Origin of the sequence: Gemmiger sp. An120 (assembly GCF_002160955.1) — a bacterium.
Classification (GTDB): Bacteria; Bacillota; Clostridia; order Oscillospirales; family Ruminococcaceae; genus Gemmiger_A; species Gemmiger_A avium.
Window position 1 is genome coordinate 13667 of record NZ_NFLN01000009.1, and the last position, 21926, is coordinate 35592.

Annotated in this window: 21 protein-coding genes; 12 read left to right on the forward strand and 9 right to left on the reverse strand. The window is 59.4% G+C overall.

Features of this window, described 5'->3' with window-relative positions; all coding sequences use genetic code 11:
• Positions 1 to 44: 44 nt before the first annotated feature.
• From B5E65_RS08835 to B5E65_RS08860, 6 genes are all read right to left on the reverse strand, one after another.
• Positions 45 to 1514 (reverse strand): sulfatase family protein, encoded by a 1470-nt coding sequence (locus tag B5E65_RS08835; protein ID WP_087171409.1) that lies wholly within the window; start codon positions 1512 to 1514, stop codon positions 45 to 47.
• Between the two features lie 2 nt (positions 1515 to 1516).
• Positions 1517 to 2272 carry an ABC transporter ATP-binding protein gene (locus B5E65_RS08840; protein ID WP_087171410.1) on the reverse strand — a complete coding sequence of 252 codons (756 nt, stop codon included), beginning with the start codon at positions 2270 to 2272 and terminating at the stop codon, positions 1517 to 1519.
• An 11-nt stretch (positions 2273 to 2283) separates the two neighbouring features.
• Complete coding sequence (locus B5E65_RS08845; protein WP_087171411.1) at positions 2284 to 3060, reverse strand: ABC transporter ATP-binding protein; 777 nt, start codon at positions 3058 to 3060, stop codon at positions 2284 to 2286.
• Positions 3039 to 3821, reverse strand: coding sequence for an ABC transporter permease (locus B5E65_RS08850; RefSeq protein ID WP_087171412.1), 783 nt, complete (start codon positions 3819 to 3821; stop codon positions 3039 to 3041). The genes B5E65_RS08845 and B5E65_RS08850 overlap by 22 nt, the downstream gene beginning before the upstream one ends.
• Complete coding sequence (locus tag B5E65_RS08855; protein WP_207754122.1) at positions 3818 to 4621, reverse strand: ABC transporter permease; 804 nt, start codon at positions 4619 to 4621, stop codon at positions 3818 to 3820. Before B5E65_RS08855 ends, B5E65_RS08850 begins: the two co-directional genes overlap by 4 nt.
• A gap of 103 nt (positions 4622 to 4724) precedes the next feature.
• The gene (locus tag B5E65_RS08860; protein ID WP_087171414.1) at positions 4725 to 5786 is read right to left on the reverse strand and encodes an ABC transporter substrate-binding protein; all 1062 of its coding nucleotides are present in this window, start codon (positions 5784 to 5786) and stop codon (positions 4725 to 4727) included.
• Positions 5787 to 6141: 355 nt separating this feature from the next.
• Here B5E65_RS08860 and B5E65_RS08865 point away from each other — a divergent pair, with 355 nt between their 5' ends.
• The 4 genes from B5E65_RS08865 to B5E65_RS08880 all read left to right on the forward strand — a co-directional run bounded on the left by B5E65_RS08865 (position 6142) and on the right by B5E65_RS08880 (position 10629).
• Positions 6142 to 6957 (forward strand): MerR family transcriptional regulator, encoded by an 816-nt coding sequence (locus B5E65_RS08865; RefSeq protein WP_158098550.1) that lies wholly within the window; start codon positions 6142 to 6144, stop codon positions 6955 to 6957.
• 230 nt (positions 6958 to 7187) lie between these two features.
• Positions 7188 to 7970, forward strand: a complete 783-nt coding sequence (locus B5E65_RS08870; RefSeq protein WP_164488809.1) for an SDR family NAD(P)-dependent oxidoreductase — start codon at positions 7188 to 7190, stop codon at positions 7968 to 7970.
• 12 nt (positions 7971 to 7982) lie between these two features.
• A complete protein-coding gene (locus B5E65_RS08875) occupies positions 7983 to 9392 on the forward strand; it encodes an MFS transporter (protein ID WP_087171417.1) in 1410 nt (469 codons plus the stop codon).
• 16 nt (positions 9393 to 9408) lie between these two features.
• Complete coding sequence (locus tag B5E65_RS08880) at positions 9409 to 10629, forward strand: L-lactate MFS transporter (protein WP_087171418.1); 1221 nt, start codon at positions 9409 to 9411, stop codon at positions 10627 to 10629.
• Positions 10630 to 10699: 70 nt separating this feature from the next.
• On the opposite strand, the gene B5E65_RS08885 is transcribed toward B5E65_RS08880, so the two are convergent.
• Positions 10700 to 11575, reverse strand: coding sequence for a LysR family transcriptional regulator (locus B5E65_RS08885; protein ID WP_087171419.1), 876 nt, complete (start codon positions 11573 to 11575; stop codon positions 10700 to 10702).
• Between the two features lie 315 nt (positions 11576 to 11890).
• Here B5E65_RS08885 and B5E65_RS08890 point away from each other — a divergent pair, with 315 nt between their 5' ends.
• The 6 genes from B5E65_RS08890 (at position 11891) to B5E65_RS08915 (ending at position 17936) form a co-directional block, all read left to right on the forward strand.
• Positions 11891 to 12241, forward strand: a complete 351-nt coding sequence (locus B5E65_RS08890; RefSeq protein ID WP_242957513.1) for a cyclophilin-like fold protein — start codon at positions 11891 to 11893, stop codon at positions 12239 to 12241.
• Between the two features lie 150 nt (positions 12242 to 12391).
• Complete coding sequence (locus tag B5E65_RS08895) at positions 12392 to 13000, forward strand: TetR/AcrR family transcriptional regulator (RefSeq protein WP_087171420.1); 609 nt, start codon at positions 12392 to 12394, stop codon at positions 12998 to 13000.
• 155 nt (positions 13001 to 13155) lie between these two features.
• On the forward strand, positions 13156 to 13641 hold the full coding sequence (locus tag B5E65_RS08900) for a hypothetical protein (protein ID WP_087171421.1): 486 nt from the start codon (positions 13156 to 13158) through the stop codon (positions 13639 to 13641).
• 15 nt (positions 13642 to 13656) lie between these two features.
• A complete protein-coding gene (locus B5E65_RS08905; protein ID WP_087171422.1) occupies positions 13657 to 14823 on the forward strand; it encodes a DUF1266 domain-containing protein in 1167 nt (388 codons plus the stop codon).
• A 139-nt stretch (positions 14824 to 14962) separates the two neighbouring features.
• The gene (locus B5E65_RS08910; protein WP_087171423.1) at positions 14963 to 17059 is read left to right on the forward strand and encodes an ATP-dependent helicase; all 2097 of its coding nucleotides are present in this window, start codon (positions 14963 to 14965) and stop codon (positions 17057 to 17059) included.
• 22 nt (positions 17060 to 17081) lie between these two features.
• On the forward strand, positions 17082 to 17936 hold the full coding sequence (locus tag B5E65_RS08915; RefSeq protein WP_087171424.1) for an EamA family transporter: 855 nt from the start codon (positions 17082 to 17084) through the stop codon (positions 17934 to 17936).
• 40 nt (positions 17937 to 17976) lie between these two features.
• Here the strand turns inward: B5E65_RS08915 and B5E65_RS08920 are convergent, their stop codons facing one another.
• Positions 17977 to 18993 (reverse strand): YeiH family protein, encoded by a 1017-nt coding sequence (locus tag B5E65_RS08920; RefSeq protein ID WP_087171425.1) that lies wholly within the window; start codon positions 18991 to 18993, stop codon positions 17977 to 17979.
• A 152-nt stretch (positions 18994 to 19145) separates the two neighbouring features.
• On the opposite strand from B5E65_RS08920, the gene B5E65_RS08925 reads away from it, so the two are divergent.
• Entirely contained in the window at positions 19146 to 20036 is an 891-nt protein-coding gene (locus B5E65_RS08925) for a LysR family transcriptional regulator (RefSeq protein ID WP_087171426.1), read from the forward strand.
• Between the two features lie 55 nt (positions 20037 to 20091).
• Here B5E65_RS08925 and B5E65_RS08930 read toward each other — a convergent pair whose 3' ends face one another.
• Positions 20092 to 21213 (reverse strand): FAD-binding protein, encoded by a 1122-nt coding sequence (locus B5E65_RS08930; RefSeq protein WP_158098552.1) that lies wholly within the window; start codon positions 21211 to 21213, stop codon positions 20092 to 20094.
• A gap of 112 nt (positions 21214 to 21325) precedes the next feature.
• Here B5E65_RS08930 and B5E65_RS08935 point away from each other — a divergent pair, with 112 nt between their 5' ends.
• The gene (locus tag B5E65_RS08935; RefSeq protein WP_087171428.1) at positions 21326 to 21922 is read left to right on the forward strand and encodes a TetR/AcrR family transcriptional regulator; all 597 of its coding nucleotides are present in this window, start codon (positions 21326 to 21328) and stop codon (positions 21920 to 21922) included.
• Positions 21923 to 21926: the final 4 nt, after the last annotated feature.

The following is a 21926-nucleotide window of genomic DNA, read 5'->3' on the forward strand; positions in this document are numbered from 1 at the left end:
GCGGAAAGCGGGGCCGGGGCGCTGCCCCGGCCCCGCACAGCGGATCAGTATTTGCCGATGCGCAGCGGCAGGGTATCCTCGGTCTGGATCAGCCGGTCCAGCAAGCGGCGCAGCAGCGCCTGCTTGACCTCGGCATAGTCCGGATCGTCCCAGTGATCGACAAACTCATCCGGGTCCTTTACCCGGTCGTACAGTTCGCCAAACCGCTCGCCCGCATAGTAGGTAAGCTTGTATTCCCGGGTGGTGATGGTCTTGACCATCAGGCCCCAGTCGTAGCAGTTGAATTCGGTAAGGGCGCAGTCCCGACCCGCGCCGGCATCGCCCCGCAGGATAGGGGCCATGCTCATGCCCTGTACGCCGTTCGGCACGGCGACCCCGGCCAGATCCAGCAGGGTGGGCAGGATGTCCACATGTTCGGTGATCTGGGTATAGCGGGAGCCCTTGGGCACCACACCCGGCCATTTGACGATCATCGGGGCCTTGATCAGGCAGTCGTAGTGGAACGGCCCCTTGAACAGCAGGCCGTGATCCCCCAGCAGTTCGCCGTGGTCGTTGGTGAACAGCACCAGGGTGTCGTCCTCCAGCCCTTTTTCTTTCAGTGCCGCCAGCACCCGGCCAATGTTCTCGTCAATCAGGGTGATCATGCCGTAGTAGGCGGCTTTGACCTCGCCCCACTGGTGATCGGTCAGCCGGCGATAGTCGTATTTCTCATTGCTGCATCCGTGCCCGGTGCGGTGACGGCGGAAATGGGGCGGCTTGTCTTCCAGTTCGCCCTCCTGCCGTACCGGCAGCGCCAGCGTGTCCGGGTTGTACATGGTGGAGTAGGGGGCAGGCGGGTCAAAGGGATGATGCGGGTCCACAAAGCTGCACAGCGCAAAGAAGGGCCGCTCCCCGTCCGATTCCTGAATCAGGTCAATCATCCGGTCGGCAATCCAGGCGGACTGGTGATACTGCGGATTGATCTCGCTGGGGTACACCTGCGGCGGGCCGCTCAGATCCTTGTCGGCAGCGCTGGCCCGGTCCTCTTTGGCCTTGCGCTCGCCCTGCATCTTCACAACCTCGTAGTCCCGGGGGCTTTTCTCTTTCAGCCACTCCAGATACTCGCCGGTCTTGCAGTCGCAGGTGGTGTGGATCACCTCAAAGCCGTAGTTGTCGGCGGGCCAGTCGTCCTCTTCGTTCACCTTGGGCATAAACTGGGTGGTGAAATGCATCTTGCCGATGGCGGCGGTGCGGTAGCCCGCATCCCGCAGAACCTCCGGCAGGCAGATCTCCTCATCCCGCAGCGGGATGCCGTTATCCCGGGTGCCGTGGTTACGGGGGTACCGCCCGGTCAGAATGGAGCACCGGGAGGGCGAACACACCGGATTCTGCACAAAGTGGTTGTCAAAGGTGGAGCCGTTCAGCGCCAGAGAATCGATGTTCGGGGTGTGGATCTGGTTGTTGCCGTAGCAGCCCAGCGCGTCGAATCGCAGCTGGTCGGCCATGAACAGGATAATATTGGGTCGTTTTTTCATCGTTACCACCATTTGATCAGGTCGGTGACCTCATCGCGCAGCTTGTTGAAAGCCACGTCGGTCACGTCCCGGGGACGGGGCAGGTCGTTCACGATCTCTTTCTTGATGCCGGTGGGCTTGTTGGTCAGCACCAGGATGCGTTCGCTCAGGTACACCGCTTCCTCGATGTTGTGGGTGATGAAGATTACGGTGGTGCCGGTGTGCTGCCACAGCTTGATCAGCTCATCCTCCAGCTTGTAGCGCAGGGAGTTGTCCAGCTGGCCGTAGGGCTCGTCCATCAGCAGCAGATCGGGCTGGGTGGCAAAGGCACGGGCGATGCTGACCCGCTGCAGCATGCTGGCCGACAGCTGGCTGGGATAGTACTTGCGGTACTCGGTCAGGCCTACCATTGCCAGCATCTCGTTGACCTGTTTTTCCATCTTGTCCTTGGGCCATTTCTTGATCTTCAGGCCGTAGGCCACGTTTTCCTCCACCGTCTGCCAGGGAAACGCGGAATACTCCTGGAAGATGTAGGACACGTTGTGCTTGGCCAGATCCACCGGCTCACCGTTGATCAGGATCTCGCCGCTGGTCAGCTGGTAAACGCCCAGCTTGGTCAGGCAGTTCAGAAAGGTGGTCTTGCCGCAGCCGGTGGGGCCCACCACGCACATAAATTCGCCCTTGCGCACATCAAAGGAGATATCGTTCAGCACCAGCAGGTCGCCGAACTTCTTGGTCATGTGCGAAACTTTTACCAGAATCTCGTCGTTCTTGCTCATCTTGGGCCTCCTTACAGCGTATCGTCGCAGATCTCTTCGATCTGGCGGCGGATCTCCAGGAACGCCGGATCGCTATACACCCGGGGGCGGGGCAGATCTACCTTGATCTCGTGCTTGATGCGGGTGGGGGTGTTGGTGAGAATGATGATCCGGTCGGCCAGATAGACAGCCTCTTCGCTGTTGTTGGTCACGAAGACGACGGTGCGCTTTTCTTTCTGCCAGATCTTCTCCAGTTCCGCCTCCATCATGTAGCGGGTCTGGGCGTCCAGATGGCCGAAAGGCTCGTCCATCAGCATGACCTTGGGATCGTTGGCATAGGCGCGGGCAATGCCCACGCGCTGCCGCATGCCGCCGGACAGCCGGTTGGGAAAGCTCTTTTCAAATCCCTGCAGGCCCACCAGGTCGATGAAGTACTGGGCCCGTTCCCGCCGCTGCTTCTTGGGGATGCCGCGGCTCTTGGGGCCGAATTCCACATTGCCCATCACGGTGCAGAAGGGGAACAGCGCGGTGGTCTGGTAGACCACACCCCGGTCGGGGCCGGGGGCGGTGACCGTTTTGCCGTCCACCTTCACCTCGCCGGAGGTGGGCAGCTGCAGCCCTGCGATCAGGTTGATCAGGGTGGTCTTGCCGCACTGGCCGGGCCCGAACAGAACTACAAATTCGTTCTCCTGCACGTCCAGGCTCACGTCCCGCACCACTTCGTTGGTTTTATGTACACTCAGATAGGTCTTGCTCACATGATCGAGCGAAATGATGGGTGTCTTGTTTACCCCTCCATGATGTTCCACGAACACAGCCTCCTCTCAATAGCGCGCATCAGGGTGGCCAGCAGCATGCCCACCAGGCCGATCACAATCATGCCCACCATGACCAGTGTGATGTTCAGCGTATCGCTGCCGCGCTGGATCATCCAGCCGCAGCCTTCCTGGGCGCCCACCATCTCGGCGGCCAGCACGGCCATCCAGCTGGTGGACAGCGCCACCTGCATACCCGCAAAGATCTGCGGCGTGCAGGAGGGCAGCACAACCCGGAAGAAGATGTCCCGCTCGCTGGTGCCCAGCATCCGGGCGCAGCCTACCAGTTCCGGGTCCACGCTCTGGGCGCCGGTGTAGGCGTTCAGGGTCACGTTAGTGAAAGCACCGATGCCGCACAGGATGTACTTGGAGGTCTCGCCGATACCGAAGAACAGGATAACCAGCGAGATCCAGGCGATGGGAGGGATGGGGCGCAGCAGCTCAAAGATGGGTTTGAAGATGGCCGAAGCCCATTTGGAGGTGCCCATGGCAATGCCCAGGATGATGCCCAGCACAGTGGCCACGCCAAAGCCGACCAGCACACGCCGCAAACTTACCAGCAGATGGCCGGTGATGACCTTGCTGCCGATGGGGGTGTAGAAGGACTCAAACAGAAGTTTTAATACCGCGATGGGATCGGGGGTGGTGTTCTTGACCGGGGTAAAGGTAGTCAGAAACCACCACAGCACAAAGAAACAGCCGATGGCCACAACCGCATAGATCGTTTTTTCCGGATCAAAACGTTTCTTTTTCATCCGCGGCGGCCTCCCTTAACAAATTTTTTCTCCAGCGCATTCAGACCCACCGTAAAGATGGTGCCGATCAGACCGATGGTCAGCATGGCCACCACGATCAGGTCGGCGCGGGCCAGGCTGCGGTTCAGCTGGATCATGTAGCCCAGGCCCTTGTTGGAAGCCAGCATCTCGGCGGCGCACAGGGTCATCCAGGCGGTGCCCAGAGAGATACGCAGACCGGTGAAGATCAGCGGCAGGGCGGTGGGGATAGCCACCGTGAACAGCATTTCCCGGCGGGATGCGCCGAAGGTCTGGGCCACCCACAGATGCACGGGCTTGGTCTGCTTGATACCCGCGTAAGCGTTGATGACACAGGGCACAAAGGCAGAAACAAAGATGATGGCGGCCTTGGCCCCCAGGCCGATGCCGAACCACAGGATCATCAGCGGAATCCAGGCGATGGTGGGAACCGGGCGGATCAGGTCAAACAGCGGGGTAACGAACAGGTCTACCCGGCGGAACCAGGCCATGGCGATGCCCAGCGGCACCCCCACGATGGCCCCCAGCAGATAACCGGTCAAAGCTACCTGCAGGCTGGCGGCAATATGGCCAAACAGGGTCGCACCGTCGGGATTGGTTTCGGTAAGTTTCTGGATAAATGCCTTTACCACCTGTACGGGGCTGGGCAGCACGTAGTCAGGCTTCAGATGCAGCACGGCGGTACATACGTACCACACGCCGAAAAACACGCACAGAGAGATCACCGATACAATGGTGAACTTGATACGCTCTTTGCGTTTCTGGATGGCGTATTCGTTCAAGGAATATCCTCTCCTTTCGGAAAAAAAGGGGCGGCAAATGCAGCGGGAAGTCCCGGCATTTGCCGCCCTCTGCCTTTTCAGGTCATACGGCCGGACCGCAGGCTTAGAAGCCCAGGGCCTCCTTTACGATGGAGTCGTCCACATGGGTGGCGATCTCCGGATACTTGCTCTCTTCCAGCAGGCCCTGGGAAACCCAGAACTCACCGGTAACCTCAACGGATTCGCCGATAGTCACGGTCTTGGCTTCCTCACTGGTCACAAAGGGACGGGTCTCTACCTCGGTGGCGCAGGCTTCCAAAGTGGTCTCGCTGCCATTCTCGGTGTACCAGTCGTACAGCATCTGGGTGGCCATCTCGGGATCGGCCTGCAGGGCGTCGGTGGCCTGGAAGAAGGCCTTTACATAGTTCACCAGCACATCACGGCGGTTATTGAACGCCTTGTTGGAAACGATGATGCTGTCGTACTGGGGCACGCCCAGGGTGGTCAGGCTGGAGGTTACCACGTAGCCTTCGGCCTCAGCGGTGTAGGAGGTGGGCGGGTTCAGAGCGGCCACGGTGCAGTTGCCGGTCTTCAGCGCCTGGTAAGCGGAGGGGAAGTCCATGCTGACCAGTTCCACATCGTCGGGGGTCAGGCCCAGCACTTCCAGCCACTTGTTCACGTTCAGGTGGGAGATGGTGCCGGTCTGGGTGGCGATCACCGCACCGCGCAGGCTGTCGGCGTCACCGTACACGTCGGGGTAAGAGGGATTGGCGCCCTTGACCGCGGCGATGGGGGAGTCGGATTTGCACAGGGTGTACAGGCCGCCCTCCGAGTGGCCGATGTCGGCGATGCAGTAGGCACCGTAGATGGCCAGAGAGTTGACAGCGGCGGCGCTCAGGGTGCCCACTTCCCACTGGTCAGCGGCCAGCGCCTCGTTCATGGCAGTGCCGTTGGCAAAGTAGACCGTTTCGATCTTGAAGCCGTTGGCCACATCCAGCCCGTTCTCAATCATGTACACAATGGGCAGGGTGTTCAGGAAGGGCATGACCGCTACCTTCAGTACAGGCAGGTCCTCACCACCGGTCTCGCCGCTGCCGGCGGCGGGCTGACTGGATGAAGTGCTGCCGCAGGCAACCAGGGAGAATGCCATCACAAGCACCAGGGCCAGCGCGATCCATCTTTTCATTGCGAATTCCTCCTTTTGATATTGTCTCTTTTGCGGGAACGTCTCGCACGTTCCATCGTTCCATGGCTAAATCCTACCATGCCATTCAGAAAAGGTAAATTTACTCTTCTGACGCGATTTTTCAATTTTTTGATTTGTTTTTGTCTGAGATTGGCTGTTTTTGAGAATAAAACGAAAATGTTTTGTGCATATAACACAATAAGACGCAAGAAAAAGAAGATCAGCCTCCAGGAAAAAACCTTTTTATCAGAAAATTGCAGGCAGATTAGCGAAGAAAGCAGTGGCTGTGCTATACTGGATCCAAGGCGGATCGCCCCAAAAGCTTCAACCCCTTTGAGAGATGGGAGAGGATCGGATGTATCAGAAATACAGCATCGGCAAAATGGCGTCACTTTTGGGGATCTCCTCCGAGGCGATACGCTATTATGAAAGCCGGGATATTATACGGCCTATCCGTGATCCGGAAAGCGGCTATCGATACTACAGTACCTGGGACTTCCATATGCTGCTGCGGGCCCGCCATTATCAGAAATACGGGTTTTCGCTGGAGGAGGTAAGCGAGCTGTTCCGCAGCCGGGAACTGCCGCCCATCAGCGGGCGGCTTCAGGATCAGGAGAAAGCCATTGAACGGGAGATTGTCTATCAGATGAACCTGCTCAAGCGGATCCGGCAAAGCCAGCAGATGATTCTGGATGCACACAACAGCCTGGGCAAGTATAAAATTGCCCAGCGGCCCGGCATTTACCGCATTAATACCCAGAAAAACTATACCCTGTTCAAGGATAAGGCCCAACTGGATCTGATTGCGGACTGGGTGGAGAAGGAGCCCTTTGTCTACTCCTGCGCGGTCTTTTATGAAAAAAACATACGGGAAGGCGATTCCCGCTTTGAATTTGGCATGGGGCTGAACGAAGAGTACGCCGAATTTCTGCAGGTTCAACCCGGCGGTCCGGTGCAGTATTATCCGCCCTGTCCCTGCGTACATACCTGTGTGCAGTCCCGTTCCAGCCGGTATTTGTCCTTGGAAAATCTGCAGGGTGGGCTGGAGTATCTGCGCCGGAACGGCCTGACCCTGGCGGGGGACGTGGTTACGCAGGTAGTCTGCATGACCAAACCGGAGGACGAATATTTCAACTGGCATATTGTGTGGTTTCCCATATCGGCGGATTAAACATCCATCCAAAAGCTGCGATTGTCTTGTTAAAAGCGACAAGATAATCGCTGCTTTTTTGTGCAGTATATCTGCTTGACCTTAAAATCCCTTGAATCGCTATAATGAACGGCGGAAATGGACAGATCCTCTCACCGGCGGGCCCCCGGGGGAGGATCCCTCTATTTGCCCTGGGTTGTTAATTAAACAACGTTATGCTTTGGACAATGCTGCGTGAAGGAGAGAAAACAATGAGTCAGGAAAAACAGGTTGTGCTGATTACCGGCGCCGCTATGGGGCAGGGCCGGGCGCATGCCGTAAAATATGCAGAAAATGGTTTTGATGTGGTTCTGGCCGATATGCTGGAGCCGGAGGATCCCCGCTTCCAGGAGACTATCCGGGAGCTGGAAGCACTGGGTGCCCAGGTGCTGGCGGTAAAGGCCAATGTGTGCAGCACGCCGGATATGGAAGCGCTGTTTGCCTCCGCCTGGAAAACGTTCGACCGTCTGGATGTGGTCATCGCCAACGCGGGTGTGATCAATTTCGGCAATACCTGGGAACTGACCGACGCGCAGGTGGAAAAGGTCATCAACATTGACCTGATCGGCACCTGGCGCACCGATAAGTACGCGGTGCAGTACATGCTCAAGCAGGGCTTCGGCCGGATCATCAACATTTCCTCTACCAGCGGCCTGTACGGAACCCCCAAGCTGGCAACCTACTGCATGGCCAAGTGGGGCGTGCTGGGCCTGACCAAAACCCTGGCCAAGGAAGTGGGCAGCAAGGGCATCATCGTCAACGCCCTGTGCCCCACCAAGGTCAAAACCCCCATGTGCGAAACCCAGGATTATGTGGAGTTCATCAACGAGCTTACCGGCAAGCATTTTGCGGACTATAAAGAGATGTACGCCGGTGTGCCCTTCCTGGATGTGGAGGATATTTCCGACATGGTCTACTGGATGGGCACCAGCCGGGCTGCCGGCAAATTCAACGGCCGGGACGTGGCGCTGGACCTGGGCACCCTGCAGTGCTAAGGCGGGTGTGTGATGGGGAATTTCAGCTTTTCGTACCACAACCGGCCCAAGTCTGACCGGATCGGTTTCGGGGAATACCTGTGTTACGGGCTGGGGGATCTGTCCTTCTGTTTCATCTACGGGGCCATCGGTTCCTATATGGTTTTCTTCTACACCGATGTGGCCTGCATCAGCGCGGGTCTGGTGGGTACCATCCTGCTGTTCAGCAAAATCTTTGACGGCATCTCCGACATGCTCATGGGCGTGGTGATTGAGAATGTGCATTCACCGCTGGGAAAAGCCCGGCCCTGGTTGTTCTGGATGCTGATTCCGTACTGCGCGGGCAGCGTGATGCTCTTTACCGTGCCCGATCTGCCGGAAATCGGCCGGGCCATCTACGCCTTTATCTCCTATAACCTGATGGCCACGGTGTTCTTCACCTCCATGAACGTGCCTTACGGTGTGCTGAGCAGCGTGATGACCAACCGGCAGAACGAGCGGGCCATTCTGTCCATCAGCCGGGCCAGCCTGGGGGCATTGGGCGTGTTCCTGATCAGCTCCTACGCACCGGATATGGTGGAGTGGCTGGGCGGCGGCGCGGCCGGCTGGCAGAAAACATTCCTGGTGGTGGGCCTGGTATCGGTGGTACTGTTCCTGATCACCTTCCTGGGCTGTAAGGAACGGGTAGGCTCCGGCGTGCGGGAACAACAGACCGGCCGCCGCACCTCGCTTTCGCTGGCACAGGGGGTACGCATCCTGTTTGCCAATAAATACTGGTTCATCATGTTGCTGGTCAACATCTTCTACACCGCCATGACCAGCCTGTATGGCATGAACCTGTATTTTGCCAAGTACATCATGCAGGAGGAAGGGCGCAACCGGGCTATGATGATGTGCTCCACCGCCGCCTCGATTCTGGTGCCGCTGTTGATTATCCCGATCGTGCAGAAGATCGGCAAGCGGAACGTGGCGCTGTACGGCGGGGCCGGCCTGGGTCTGCTGGGCCAGTTGCTGCTGATCTTTACGGCGGAGCGTTCGCTGCTGCTCATGTATGTGGCCCTGACCATACGGGGCATGGGTGTGGCCTGCATCTCGGCCACCAAGTTCGGTATGATTGCCGACAGCATTGAATACGGCGAATACCGTACCGGCACACGGGCGGAAGGCTTTGTCTACTCCGCCGCATCGCTGGGGGTACGATTCGGTTCCGCCTTTGCGCTGGCCTGCATCGGCTGGGTGCTGGGGGCGTTTGGCTACGACGGCTCCCTGGCCGTTCAGAGCGAGTCCGCCATGCAGGGTATCCGGATCATGTTCTACGCGGCCCCGCTGGTGGTGTTTGCCGCGCTGCTGTTCCTGCTGATCCGCTACCGTCTGGACAAAGAATACGACGGCATTATGGCCGTTCTGGAAGAACGGCACCGCCAGGAAAATCTGACAACCTGAGAGGAGATTCAAAATCATGACAATTACCAAAGCAACCCGCTGGCGGGTATTTGCCGGTGTCTGGCTGCAGAGCCTGTTCACCTCCGCCACCGCCTATTTCAGCCTGTTCTGCATTCCGCTGACTACCCAGTTCGGCTGGAGCGATTCGGATTTTGCGCTGGCGTATACCATTTATATGTTCACCTACTGCGCTGTGGGCTTCATCGGCGGTTCTCTGGCCGAAAAGCTCAGCCCCCGCATTACCATCTACATCGGCCTGTGCCTGTTTGCGGGCGGCTGGTTCCTCACCGGTTTTGCCGCCAGCATCCCCCAGCTGTACATCTTCTACGGCCTGATGGCCGGTGCGGGCGGCGGTATGATCTACCCCGCCTGCCTGCCCACCGCGCTGAAGTGGTTCCCGGACCGCTCCGGCTCCATCTCCGGTCTGGTGCAGGCCGGCGCCTCCTGCGGTCCCTTCATCATGAGCCCTGTTGCCCAGGCCCTGATCGACACCTTTGGCGCGCAGATGACCTGCCGCATTCTGGGCGTGGTGTTCCTGATCGGCGTGGGCGCCGTGGCCTGGATGATCGTGCCCTGTCCCGAGGGCTGGCTGCCGGAGGGGTGGAAGCCTTCCGAAAGCCAGGCCAAGGTGCTGCACACCCGTGACTATACCCTGGGCCAGATGGTCAAGACCCCGGTGTTCTGGGTGCTGCTGGTCATGTTCATTTTTGCGAATGCCGCCGGCACCATGATGGTTTCCTTCACCAGCCCCATTGCCCAGCGTCAGGTGGGCCAGGACGCCATGACCGCGGCCCTGTGCGTCTCCATCATGACCCTGTCCAATATGTGCGGCCGGATCGGCTTCGGCTTTATCTATGACATCCTCAAGGGCTGGAAGAGCCTGATCCTGCTGATGCTCATCAACGGTGCATCCATGCTGATGCTCACCCAGGCTACCAGCCTGCCCTTCTTCATCGTCTGTGTGGTGCTGGTGGGCTTCTCCTTCGGTGGTTTGCTGGTGGTATTCGCACCGATGGTGCGCATGATCTTCGGTTCCCGGTACTACAACCGCAACTACGGCCTGATCTTTATCGGCTACGGCATCGGCGCCTTTGTGGGTCCCAAGATCAGCGCCTACTTCTACGACACTACCGGCCAGTATACGCTGGGCTTTATCGGCTCCGCCATTCTGGCTGTGGCGGCCATTGCGTTGATTCTGATTGCGCAGAAGATGGCGGAAAAGATGGCCCGCTCCTGATTAAAAACGAACATATATAAGAAAGCGGGGCTGCATGGCATTTTGCCATGCAGCCCCGCTTTTCTGCCTCTTATGCCAGCTCTTCAATCTTGTCGCGGAACAGTTCAGCCGCCTGGGTCAGCGGCCGGTTTTTACGCCAGATCAGGTTCATTTTTGCCTCCACCGGCGGGAACAGCGGCCGGAAACACAGCCCGCTGGTTTCCGGCGTGTCCAGAATGCCGTCCAGGCATAAGGTGTAGCCCATACCCTGCCGGGCCATCAGTGCTCCATAGAACAGCAGGTTGTAGGTGGCCACCACATTCAGTTCTCCGCTTTTGCGGCCGAACCAGGGGGTCAGCTTCAACTCGCTCATCTCCTGGCGGGACAAAATCAGCGGTGCGCCGCGCAGATCCTGCGGGCGAATCTGCTCCAGTCCGGCCAGCGGACTGTCCTGCCGTATGAGCACACCCCAACGGTCGGAGTAGGGAACCGGGATGGCTTCGTACTTGAAGGCATCCACCTCGCCGAATACCAGCCCAAAATCCATCAGTCCCTGATCCAGCTGCTCGGTGATGGTGGCCTTATCCCCGCTGTGAATATGAAAATGTACTCCGGGATGTTCTTTCTGCAATGCCTGGACCGCGCGCACAAGAAAATGTGCCGATCCGCTTTCGCCTGCACCGATGCAGATGGTACCGGCAATGGCCTTGTCCGGTACCGAGATCTCCTCCCGTGTCTTTTCCATCAGCCGCACAATTTCCTCGGCCCGGCTGCGCAGCAGTATGCCCTCCGGCGTCAGGGTGATTTTCCGGTTGCTGCGGATGAACAGCTGTTTGCCCAGTTCTTCCTCCATCTCTTTCAGCTGCCGGGACAGGGTGGGCTGGGACAGATGCAGCGCCTGAGCCGCGCCGGAGATGCTCTGCTCCCGGGCTACAGCCAAAAAATATTGCAGTACACGGAATTCCATGGCAAATACCTCCCTGGTGCAAAAGGATACCTGGTTTCAGTATACCACGCTGCATCTATAGGTGAAAAGCATAGCCGGGCATTTGCTATAAGTATTTGCGGCGGGAACGCACCCTCTCTATAATAGTAGTAGGAGAAGAAATGGGGGAAAAGGATGAAGCTGAGAAAATGGTTTGCCATAAGCCTGGCGGCGCTGGTTTTTCTGACAGGTTGCGCGGACAGCGCGAGCACTCTGCCCGCCCTTGCTGAAGTTTCTTCGTCAATGGAACAGTCATCGCCGGAGAGCGCTGCCGATGTATCGGAGGAGGAGACCGAAATGAAACTGCTTGTGCAGATTGGCGACAAGACCTTTACCGCCCGCTGGGAAAACAATGCGGCCGCCCGTGCCCTGGCGGAACGAGCAGCGGATAGCGCGGTCACCGTGGAGCTGCGGGACTATGGCGGATTTGAAAAGGTGGGCAGCCTGGGCGAGAATCTGCCTGCCGATGACCGGCAGCTGACCACGCAGACCGGTGACATTGTGCTGTATAACGGAAACCAGATTGTTTTGTTTTACGGCAGCAATTCCTGGAGCTATACGCCGCTGGGGCATATCGAGGATCTGACCGGCTGGAAAGAAGCATTGGGTAAAGGTGATGTGACTGTGCGCTTTTCTGCCATGGAATAAGCCGTGTACATTATACAAAGGCTGGGGTGCAGGATGCTCCAGCCTTTGTGTATTTATCGCCGGCTCTCTTGTATTGCCCCGGCAGGCATGCTACAATAAATATACTTTGTAAAATCTGTATTTAATGAACGGGAAAGGGGAGACGCGCACATGCCCAAGGTGGCCTATTCCCAGGAGGAACGGCAGCGTATCCGGCAGGAGCTGGTAACCACTGGTCTGGCACTGATGAGCCGTCAGGGGATTCAGCACACCACGGTGGAGCAAATCTACACGGCAGTGGGTATCTCCCGCACCTTCTTTTACAGCTTCTTTCCCACCAAGGAAGACCTGATCGTGGAAAGCCTGTACTACCAGCAGCCCCGCATAGTGGAATTTGCCCGCCGCCTGGCCGGCGATCCGGCGCTGAGCTGGCGGGAGGCCTTTTACCGCTTTCTCTACAGCTGCTGCTACGGGGAACAGCACGGGATTGCCGTACTCACGGTGGAAGAACAGCAAAAGATCTTCCGCCGCCTTTCGCCGGAAAGCTATGCCACCTTCCGGCATCGGCAGCTGCGTCTGTTCGGCGATATTCTGGAGGTGTTTGGCGTCCGGGCCGACCGGGAACAGGTAGCCCTCTTTACCAACCTGTGCCTGGCCATGATGGTGATGCGCCGGGCTATTCCGGAAAGTCTGCCTCTGCTGGTGCCCGAAGCCGCCGACGCTACGGTGGAGTTCCAGATCAACTCCCTGGTGGACGCAATGGAAAAAATGCGCGCCTGATATGCGCCCTGTTTGCCCGGAGCCTTTGCCCGGCTCCGGGCAAACATTTCACCACAATAAAAACAAAATCTATAAATGATCTTTAAAGTGCGCGGTTCCGCGGCGGCATGGCCGCCTTACCATAAAACCAAACAAAATACAGGAGGTAACCGGATATGGGATTTTTCAGCAATCTGTTCAAGGGGCCCCAGGTGGACCAGGCTAAAAGCGACGCCAACGCCCACCGGATGCGGCAGCTGTTCAACAGCGTGGTGGAAGACGGCGACCGCTACCGGCTGATCTTCGGCTATACCGAGGACGTGAGCCGCTTCAACTATGGCTTTGTACATGGCAGCAAAACCAAGATCGGCAATCTGCTGGTGGGCTGGAACGAGACCGAACAGACCATCGTGGTGGTGCCCACCGTGCCGGATCTGTCCGGCGTTGGCCAGCCCACCTGGTACCGCCGGGACGAGATTTTGAAGGCTGTCCGTATGAAATACCCCACCGATGCCTTTACCATCTACCCGGACCGGAAAGGTTACATTGCCATCAACGCCTATGACTGGCTGGAGGACGAAAGCCTGTATGTGTACGTGTCCCAGGAAGAGGAACTGGCCGCCTTTACCGACTTTTTTGTAAACCGCTACGCCAAGAAATAACGGAGGAAGCCCCGTATGTTTGATTTGGATGCGATCACCCGCCGTGCTCAGGCGGCAAAAGAGAAGGCCCTGGCAGACCTGCACCAGAGCCTGGAGAATCTGGAAAAGCAAACAGAAACGCTTGCCCCGGCACCGGAACAGCCGGATGAGCCCGCCGCCGCACCCGAACCTTCGCCGGCGCCTCAGGTGGAGATTCTCGGGCAGACCTTCGGCCCGGAAGAGATGGCCCGGCTGGCCGCCGACCAGGCGCAGCTACAGCAGATGGTGGATCAAAAGGTAGCCGAAGCCGCCATGGGAAACCTGAATTTCATGATGGACCAGCTGCTCGGGGAGGATATGGGGGTGCTGATGGCCGCCATGGAAACCCTGTCCATGGATGACGAAGAAGAGTACGAGGACCGGCCCTTTGACGAAGCGCGGGAACAGGAACTGTACACCCTGCTGGAAGACACCATGGCCCGGTTGGATGCGCTGCCCGAGCCGGAACCGGTCTCCTACGGCAGCGACCGGGACCGGTGGGAGCGGTTCGGCATTCTGCTGTCCGGCATCATCTCCCTGCTCAACGATCACGACCTGGACAGCCTGAGCGTGGAAGAACATCTGCCGGTACTGGAACAAAAGATCGCCTCGCTGGTGCGCAGCTCCTGGGGGATCAGCGGCCGGGGCGAACTGCTGGAAATGCTGCGCTATCTGAGCCAGGAGGGCTACACCCTGCGCTACCAGCTGTACGCCGAAGCCGCTTCGCCCCAGGAACTGCTGGACGGTGACGAGGATGAGGAGGAACAGGAGAACATTGCCCGCGCCTGGCGGTTTGCCCAGCGGTACCGGGAACAGTATTCCCCCGCCTTCATGACCGGCTGGGACGTGGGCCGGGCGGCCATGCTCACCCGCTGGGGCGCCTACCTGGGCTGGCTCACCGAAAACGAAGCGGTGGGCATTCTGTGGGAACTGTCCCAGAAAGCCGCCGGGGAACTGACCGGCTGGCGGGAGTTTGCCTGCTCCTATCTGTTCGGCGGCCTGATGTGGAAGATGCTCTGCGGCGATGGCTATGCGGACAGCTATCTGACCAGCCTGGCGGATGCCGCCACCAATCTGCTGGCCGGCGGTGGAGAACGCCCCGGCGGTCAGTGGCGTGCCTGCCCCTGGCCGGCCCGCCGCCCGATCGGATTCTCCCGGCATTGATCATATCGCCCTGTTCCGCCGCCCGGACGGAACAGGGCGATCGTTTTGCCCGGTGCGCACCGGGGCCAAAGGTGCTATAATAGGGGGCAGGCCCGGTTGCAGGGCTGGATTCCTATATAAAATCGGTTGAGGTGTGCCCATGGATTTTTCCCAGTTCAAAACCCGCTATGCACTGCGCCTGGATCCTCAGCAGGAGGCCGCGGTGCAGACGGTGGACGGCCCGGTACTGCTGCTGGCGGTGCCCGGCAGCGGCAAGACCACTGTGCTGGTCAGCCGCCTGGGCTATCTGCTCCATGTGCGCGGCATCCCCGCCGGATCGATCCTTACCATGACCTATACCGTGGCGGCGGCGGGGGATATGCGGCAGCGGTACGCCGCGTTCTTCGGCCCCGAAGAAGCTGCCCGGCTGGAGTTCCGCACCATCAACGGGGTGTGCAGCCGGGTCATCCGGCTGTATGAGCAGGAATACGGCCGCACCGCCTTTTCTCTGCTGGAAGAAAACCGCAAAAGCGCCCTGCTGGCCGAACTGTTCCGGGCCCAGAGCCGGGAGTTTGCCACCGAAAGCACCGTCAAGGGCCTGGCCACCGCCATCACCTGTGCCAAAAACCAGATGCTTGCCGACGGGGAACTGGATCAGCTGGAGGTAGAGGGCTGCGATTTCCCGGCCCTCTACCGCACCTATTGCCAGACCATGCGGGAGCATCAGTGGATGGACTACGACGACCAGATGGTCTATGCCCTGCGCATCCTGCGGCGCTGCCCGGATCTGCTGGCCCGGCTGCGGGCGCGCTGGCAATACCTGTGCGTGGACGAAGCTCAGGACACCTCCAAAATTCAGCATGTGATCCTGCGGCTGCTGGCCGGGGAAAACGGCAACCTGTTCCTGGTGGGGGACGAGGATCAGAGTATCTATGGATTCCGGGCGGCCTGCCCTCAGGCGCTCACCCATTTTGAAGAGACCTATCCCAGCGCCCGGGTGCTGTATCTGGAGCAGAACTACCGTTCCGCCGCGCCCATCGTGGCGGCCGCGGATGCGTTTATTCAAAAGAATCAGAACCGCCGTCCCAAACACATGCACGCCACCCGGGGCCCCGGCCCGGCGGTGGAGCGCATCCCGCTCTGGGACCGGCATAAACAATATGAATACCTGTGTACGCTGGCAGCAGGCTGTACCGAGGAGACCGCCGTGCTCTACCGGGACAACGACAGCGCCCTGCCGCTGATCGACCGCCTGGCCCGGGCCGGAATCCCTTACCGGTGCCGCCGGGTGGAAAGCCTGTTTTTCTCCCATCGGGTGGTGCGGGACATCACCGATATTCTGCGCTATGCCCAGGACCCCACCGACGGGGAACTGTTCCTCACCCTGTACTACAAGCTGGGGGCGGGCGTTACTAAGGTTCTGGCCCGGGAAGCTGCCGACCGGGCGCAGAAAGCCGGGGTCACGCCGCTGGCCTATATCGCCGACCATCCGGATGCCTCCGCCTGGACCCGCAAACAGTGCCGGGCGCTGGGCACCCATCTGACCAATCTGCTGCTGGAACCGGCGGATCAGGCGGTCTACCGGGTGGTGCACTTCATGGGATACGGGGCCTATCTGGAAGAGCGGGGCGGCGACAGCAGCAAAGCGGATATTCTGCAGGCGCTGGGCGCGCAGGAACCCAGCCCTGCCCGTCTGCTGGCCCGTCTGGAGGAATTGCGGCAGCTGGTGCAGGAGGGCGCGCCCGACGCGGACTGCCCCTTTATCCTGTCCACCATCCATTCCAGCAAGGGCCTGGAATACGAGAATGTGATCCTGATGGATGTGGCCGACGGACTGCTGCCCAAAGCCCAGCCGCCCGCCGGGGATGACCCGGAGGCCCGGGAAGCCTGGGAAGAGGAGCGGCGGCTGTTCTATGTGGGGATGACCCGCGCAAAGAACCGGCTGCGGGTGATCACCTTCCAGAAACCCGGCCTGGATTCAGCCTTTGCCCGGGAGCTTTTCCCGGAAAAGGAGAAACCGGCGCGTCCCGCCCCCGCCGCCCCGGTTTCCTGGCAGCCCTCCCGCTTTACGGCCCGGGAGCAGCCGGTGGAAACCGAGGAATACACCGTGGGCACCCGCCTGCGGCATCGGGTGTTCGGGCCCGGCACCCTGGCCAGCCGGGTGGGGGACATCGCCTTGATCGAGTTTGACAGCGGCCAGACCAAAAAAATCGCCCTGTCCACCGCGCTGCGGGGTCATATGCTGCAGCGGGAGTGAACGGACGGCAGGGGGGATCAATATGTGGATTCTGTTTGCGTTCGGTTCGGCATTTTTTGCCGGTGTTACGGCGATTCTGGCAAAATGCGGCATCCGGAAAACCGATTCCGATGTGGCCACCGCAGTGCGCACGGTGGTTGTGCTGGCATTTTCCTGGCTGATGGTGGGGGTCGTGGGTTCCGCGCCCCAGACCACCTCCCTCTCCGGCAGCACCTGGGCGTTTCTGGTGCTCTCCGGCCTGGCTACCGGGGCCTCCTGGCTGTGCTATTTCCGGGCGCTGCAGCTGGGGGACGTGAACAAGGTGGTGCCCATCGACAAATGCAGCATCCTGCTCACGGTTCTGCTGGCTTTCTTTTTGCTGGGGGAACCGGTCAGCCCGCTGAAGCTGGCGGGCCTGGCCGCCATTGCCGCCGGTACGCTGCTGATGGTGACCAAACAGTCCTGCGTCCGCTGCGCCGCCGGCCGTTCCTGGCTGGTTTACGCTGTCCTGTCGGCGGTGTTCGCCGCCTTTACCTCCCTGCTGGGCAAGCTGGGGATTGCCGGGGTGGAATCCAACCTGGGCACCGCCCTGCGCACCGGCGTGGTGCTGGTCATGGCCTGGATGATGGTTCTTGTCAAGGGCAAGCGGACGCTGGTACGCCGCATTCCCCGCAACGAACTGGGGTTCATCCTGCTGTCCGGCGTGTCCACCGGGGCTTCCTGGCTGTGCTACTACCGGGCGCTGCAGCAAGGGCCGGCCAGCGTGGTGGTGCCCATCGATAAGCTGAGTATTCTGGTCACGGTCGCCTTTTCCCGGGTGGTGTTCGGGGAACGGCTCTCCCGCAAGGCAGCCGTGGGGCTTGCCTGCATCGTGGCGGGCACCCTGCTCATGCTGTAAAAACAAACGCGCAGCCCCTGTGCAGGGCTGCGCGTTTTGATTATCCCAGAAATACCCGGATCAGTACCAGCGCAAACAGAATCTGGCAGGCGCCCACACTCACGCCGTATACCATGGCGCGGGGGCCCTCGGCGGCCAGATCCCGGAACTTGACCCGCATTCCGATGGCGGCCAGGGCGATGATCTCAAACTGCTGGCTTACCAGTTTGGCAACCGCGGAAACCGGGGCGGGGATTACGCCCAGGCTGTGCAGGATGGCCATGAGGAAGAACCCGATGATGAACCAGGGTACCCCTGCCTTGACCGCCTTGGTCCAGGCCACTTCGCCCCGGGCAAACAGCGGCGTGTCGTCCCGGTCGGCGTTTACCCGGGAGTACACCAGCGCCACCAGCACGATAAACACGATCCGGATGATCTTGAAGATGGTGGCGGTTTCCACCACCTCGCCGCCTACCAGCTGGGCCGAAGCAATCACCTGCCCGATGGACTGCAGGGTACCGCCGATCATGGCGGAGGTGTGCAGCACCTCATGCTGATACACAAAACCGGTGATCAGAGGCAGCAGAACCATCAGAATGGTGCCGGTTACGTTCACAATGGTGATGGAAATGCCCTTGTCCTTGCTGTCCGCCTCCACCACCGGGGAAACGGTGGCAATGGCGGAGGAACCGCACACCGCGTTGCCGGCCCCCATCAGCAGGCTGAACTTTTTGCCAAAGCCCATATGCCGCCCGATCTGGTAGGCGGCCACGATGGTCAGAGCCATCTGGCAGGCGATAAAGGCCAGACCGTTCCAGCCCAGCGCCAGGATATCCCGCAGCAGCAGGGTTGCACCGGTAAGTACGATGGAGTATTCCAGCAGGCTGCGCTCGGAGAACTTCGTGCCGGAGTCAAAAACCGGACGGTTCAAGAAGGTGTTGCCGCACAGGATGCTCAGGCCGATGGCGAAAAGAGCCGCGCCGATGCTGGGAAAGAACTTGGCAATGCCCTGAGCAATCAGAGCGATTACCAGGCAGACGAGAAAACCGGGGGCATTTTTGGTGGCGAGCTGTTTCATGGATACCGTATTCCTTTCTTTTGGCCGGAGAACCGGAGCGGCATCCCCTGGCTGTATTTTCCAGGACTTGATTATAAACGCGGTTTGCTATAAAATCAAATTAGAAATTATTGCGGATAAATAAGTTCAATTTATAGAAGGGCGGCCGTATTATGCTGGACCCAAAGCTGCATACCTTTCTTTTACTGGCACAGGACCCCAACACCACCCGCTGTGCGGAAAAACTGCATCTGACCCAGCCTGCCGTCAGCCAGCATATCAAGGCGCTGGAGGCAGTCTACGGGGTGCAGCTGTTTCAAAAGGAGGGGCGGGGCCTTGTGCTCACCGCTGAGGGGCAGCGGCTGGCGCGGCTGTGCCGCCGCCTTGCCACGATGGACGAACAGATCATGCAGGAGATACGCCGCCCGGCGCGTCCGGCGCTGCGGTTTGGGGCCACGCTTTCCATTGCGGACGGGCTGATGCCCGCCGTGCTTCCCGCGTTGGTGGATCGCTTTCCCCAGGTGCAGTTCCATATGGTGCAGCAGAACACCCACGCCCTGCTGGAGCAGCTGGAGGATGGCCAGCTGGATTTTGCCCTGATCGAGGGCAATTTTGAACGCGCCCGCTATGCGCATCAGCCGTTTTACCTTGGCCGGTTTGTGGGCCTGTGCCGCCCGGGCAGCCCGTTTGCCGCGTTCCGCTGCCTGAAGGATACCCTGGGCGCGCCGCTGATTCTGCGGGAGAAGGGCAGCGGTACCCGGGATATTTTTGAAGGGGAGTGCCGCTCCCACAACCTGTCGGTGGAGGATTACGCGGAACTGTGCGAGATCGAGCATCTGCCCACCCTGCTGGGGCTGGTGGCGGCGGGCAAGGGAATTACATTTGCCTACGAAGCGGCGGCCCGTTCGCTGCTGGCACAGGGCCTTGTACAGATTATGGAGCTGGAAGACCTGCATTTGGAACGGCCATTCCATTTTGTCTGCCTGCCGGACAGCCCCCGCGCCGAACTGCTGGTGCAGCTGGCTGCCGCCGTGCGCGAAGCTGCCTGCAACTGTTCGCAATGAGCAAGCCATAAGAAAAAGCGGCCCGCCTGGCGGGCCGCTTTTTCAAAGGGGAAAATCATCCGGCCAGTTTGGCCGCGTTGGTGCCGGCAATCCGGCCCATGGTGGCGTCAATGATCAAAGCAAAGCCGCCGGAATAGCTCATGTTGAAGAACCCGCCGTTGGAGGCTTCGCCCGCCGCGTACAGGCCGGGGATCGCCGTGCCTTCCGGGGTCAGCACTTCGACATTCTCGTTGGTTACAAGTCCTCCCACCGTGCCGAAATAGGTCATGGTCGCCTTGACGGCATACCAGGGGCCTTCCTCCATCTTGATCAGGTAGTCGGCGCTCTTGCCGTAATCCTTGTCCACGCCGTTTTCGCAGAACTGGTTGTACCGGTTCATGGAATACCGCAGGTTGGCCGCCGGCATCCGGATCATGTTGGCCAGTTCGTCCAGGCTGTCCGCCTTGTAGGCGTCGCCGCCGTTGGCCATGATCTCGTCAATGTACTGGATATAGCCGGTGCTCTGGGCCTGTTCCTCGTTCAGAATGGCCCAGTAATAGTCAGGACCATCTGGATTTACATAACAGGCAGAAGCTGTATAAGCAATAGGATCTTCGCTGTTCACCCGCAGGCCCAGGGGATTCAGATACACCGAGGTCTTGGGGGTGGTGTGGTCCGCGTAGGTGGCTTCCAGATCGGCCTCGGTCATGTAGGTGTGGCCAGTGCCGCCCATCATGAAACCGCTGATGTAAACATCGGCGCCCACCTCAAGACCCATGGTGATGGCGTCGCCGGTATCGCTGATCATCGTGGTGTTGTACTCGCCGCTGTAGGCCGGGGCGTACTGCTCCACCAGATCCTTCACCGCGGCGATCACCGCTTCACTGGTGATGGTGGCGCCGGCCACGGCGTCTACCTGCAGCGACTGGGCGTCCACAATCTGCTGAGGCAGATCCTGGATAGCGCCGTCGCTGATGCCTTCCGTCTCGCTGTGGGACGTGACGGTTAGGCTCTCGATGGCATCTTCGGTAAACACGCCCTCCATGGTGAGGGGGCCGTTGCGCCCGTCCACCGTGACGGTGTAGGTGCCCGCCTTATAGCGGGCACCCGAGGATACACTGCTGCTGCCGGAGTTGCAGGCGGTGAAAAGCGATACCGCCAGCACCAGGGCAAGAACGATTGCTGTTGCTCTTTTCATTCTTCTTACCTCCTTTGGGTCTGGCAACAATTTAACATACGTGGTATACTGGGGTAAAGGAGATCGGACACATGTCTGAACAACTGTACGCCCTGTGTCCAGAGAAAGTGCAATGAACGAGAATAAAAAGAACATTATCGCCACTACCGCCCGTCTGATCCGGGAAAAAGGCTGCGAAAACGTAACGGTGCAGGACATCTGCCGGGAAGCGTTCGTGGCCCGCAGCACCTTCTATTACCAGTTCAAATCCATCGACGATGTGATTGACCAGATGTTCAAATATAACTACATCATGACCCAGGAACATCTGGACAGGCTGAACGCCTGCGGCAGTCCGTTGGAAAAACTGTTTTATTTCCATCGGCTGAACCTGGCGTCGGTATTGGAAAACGGTGCCGAACTGAGCAAAATCAACATTTCCAAAAAGGTACGGGATGGTTCGCCCATCGGGATTACCTATGAATATCTGTATTCCACCAACTTTATTGTGCCGTATATCCGCCAGTGTCAGGAGCAGGGGATTATCCGCAATCCGGCCCCGGCGGAAAAACTGGCGGAGGTGGTAACCAAAACCATGATCGGGTGCATGATCCGCTGGACGCGGGACGGGGTGAGCTATGACCTTACCCGGGACTGCCTGGAAAGCCTGAAATGTGTCTACTGCATCGACGATTCGGTGCCCATCCCCGGCCTGGAGCCAGCGGACTGATCCG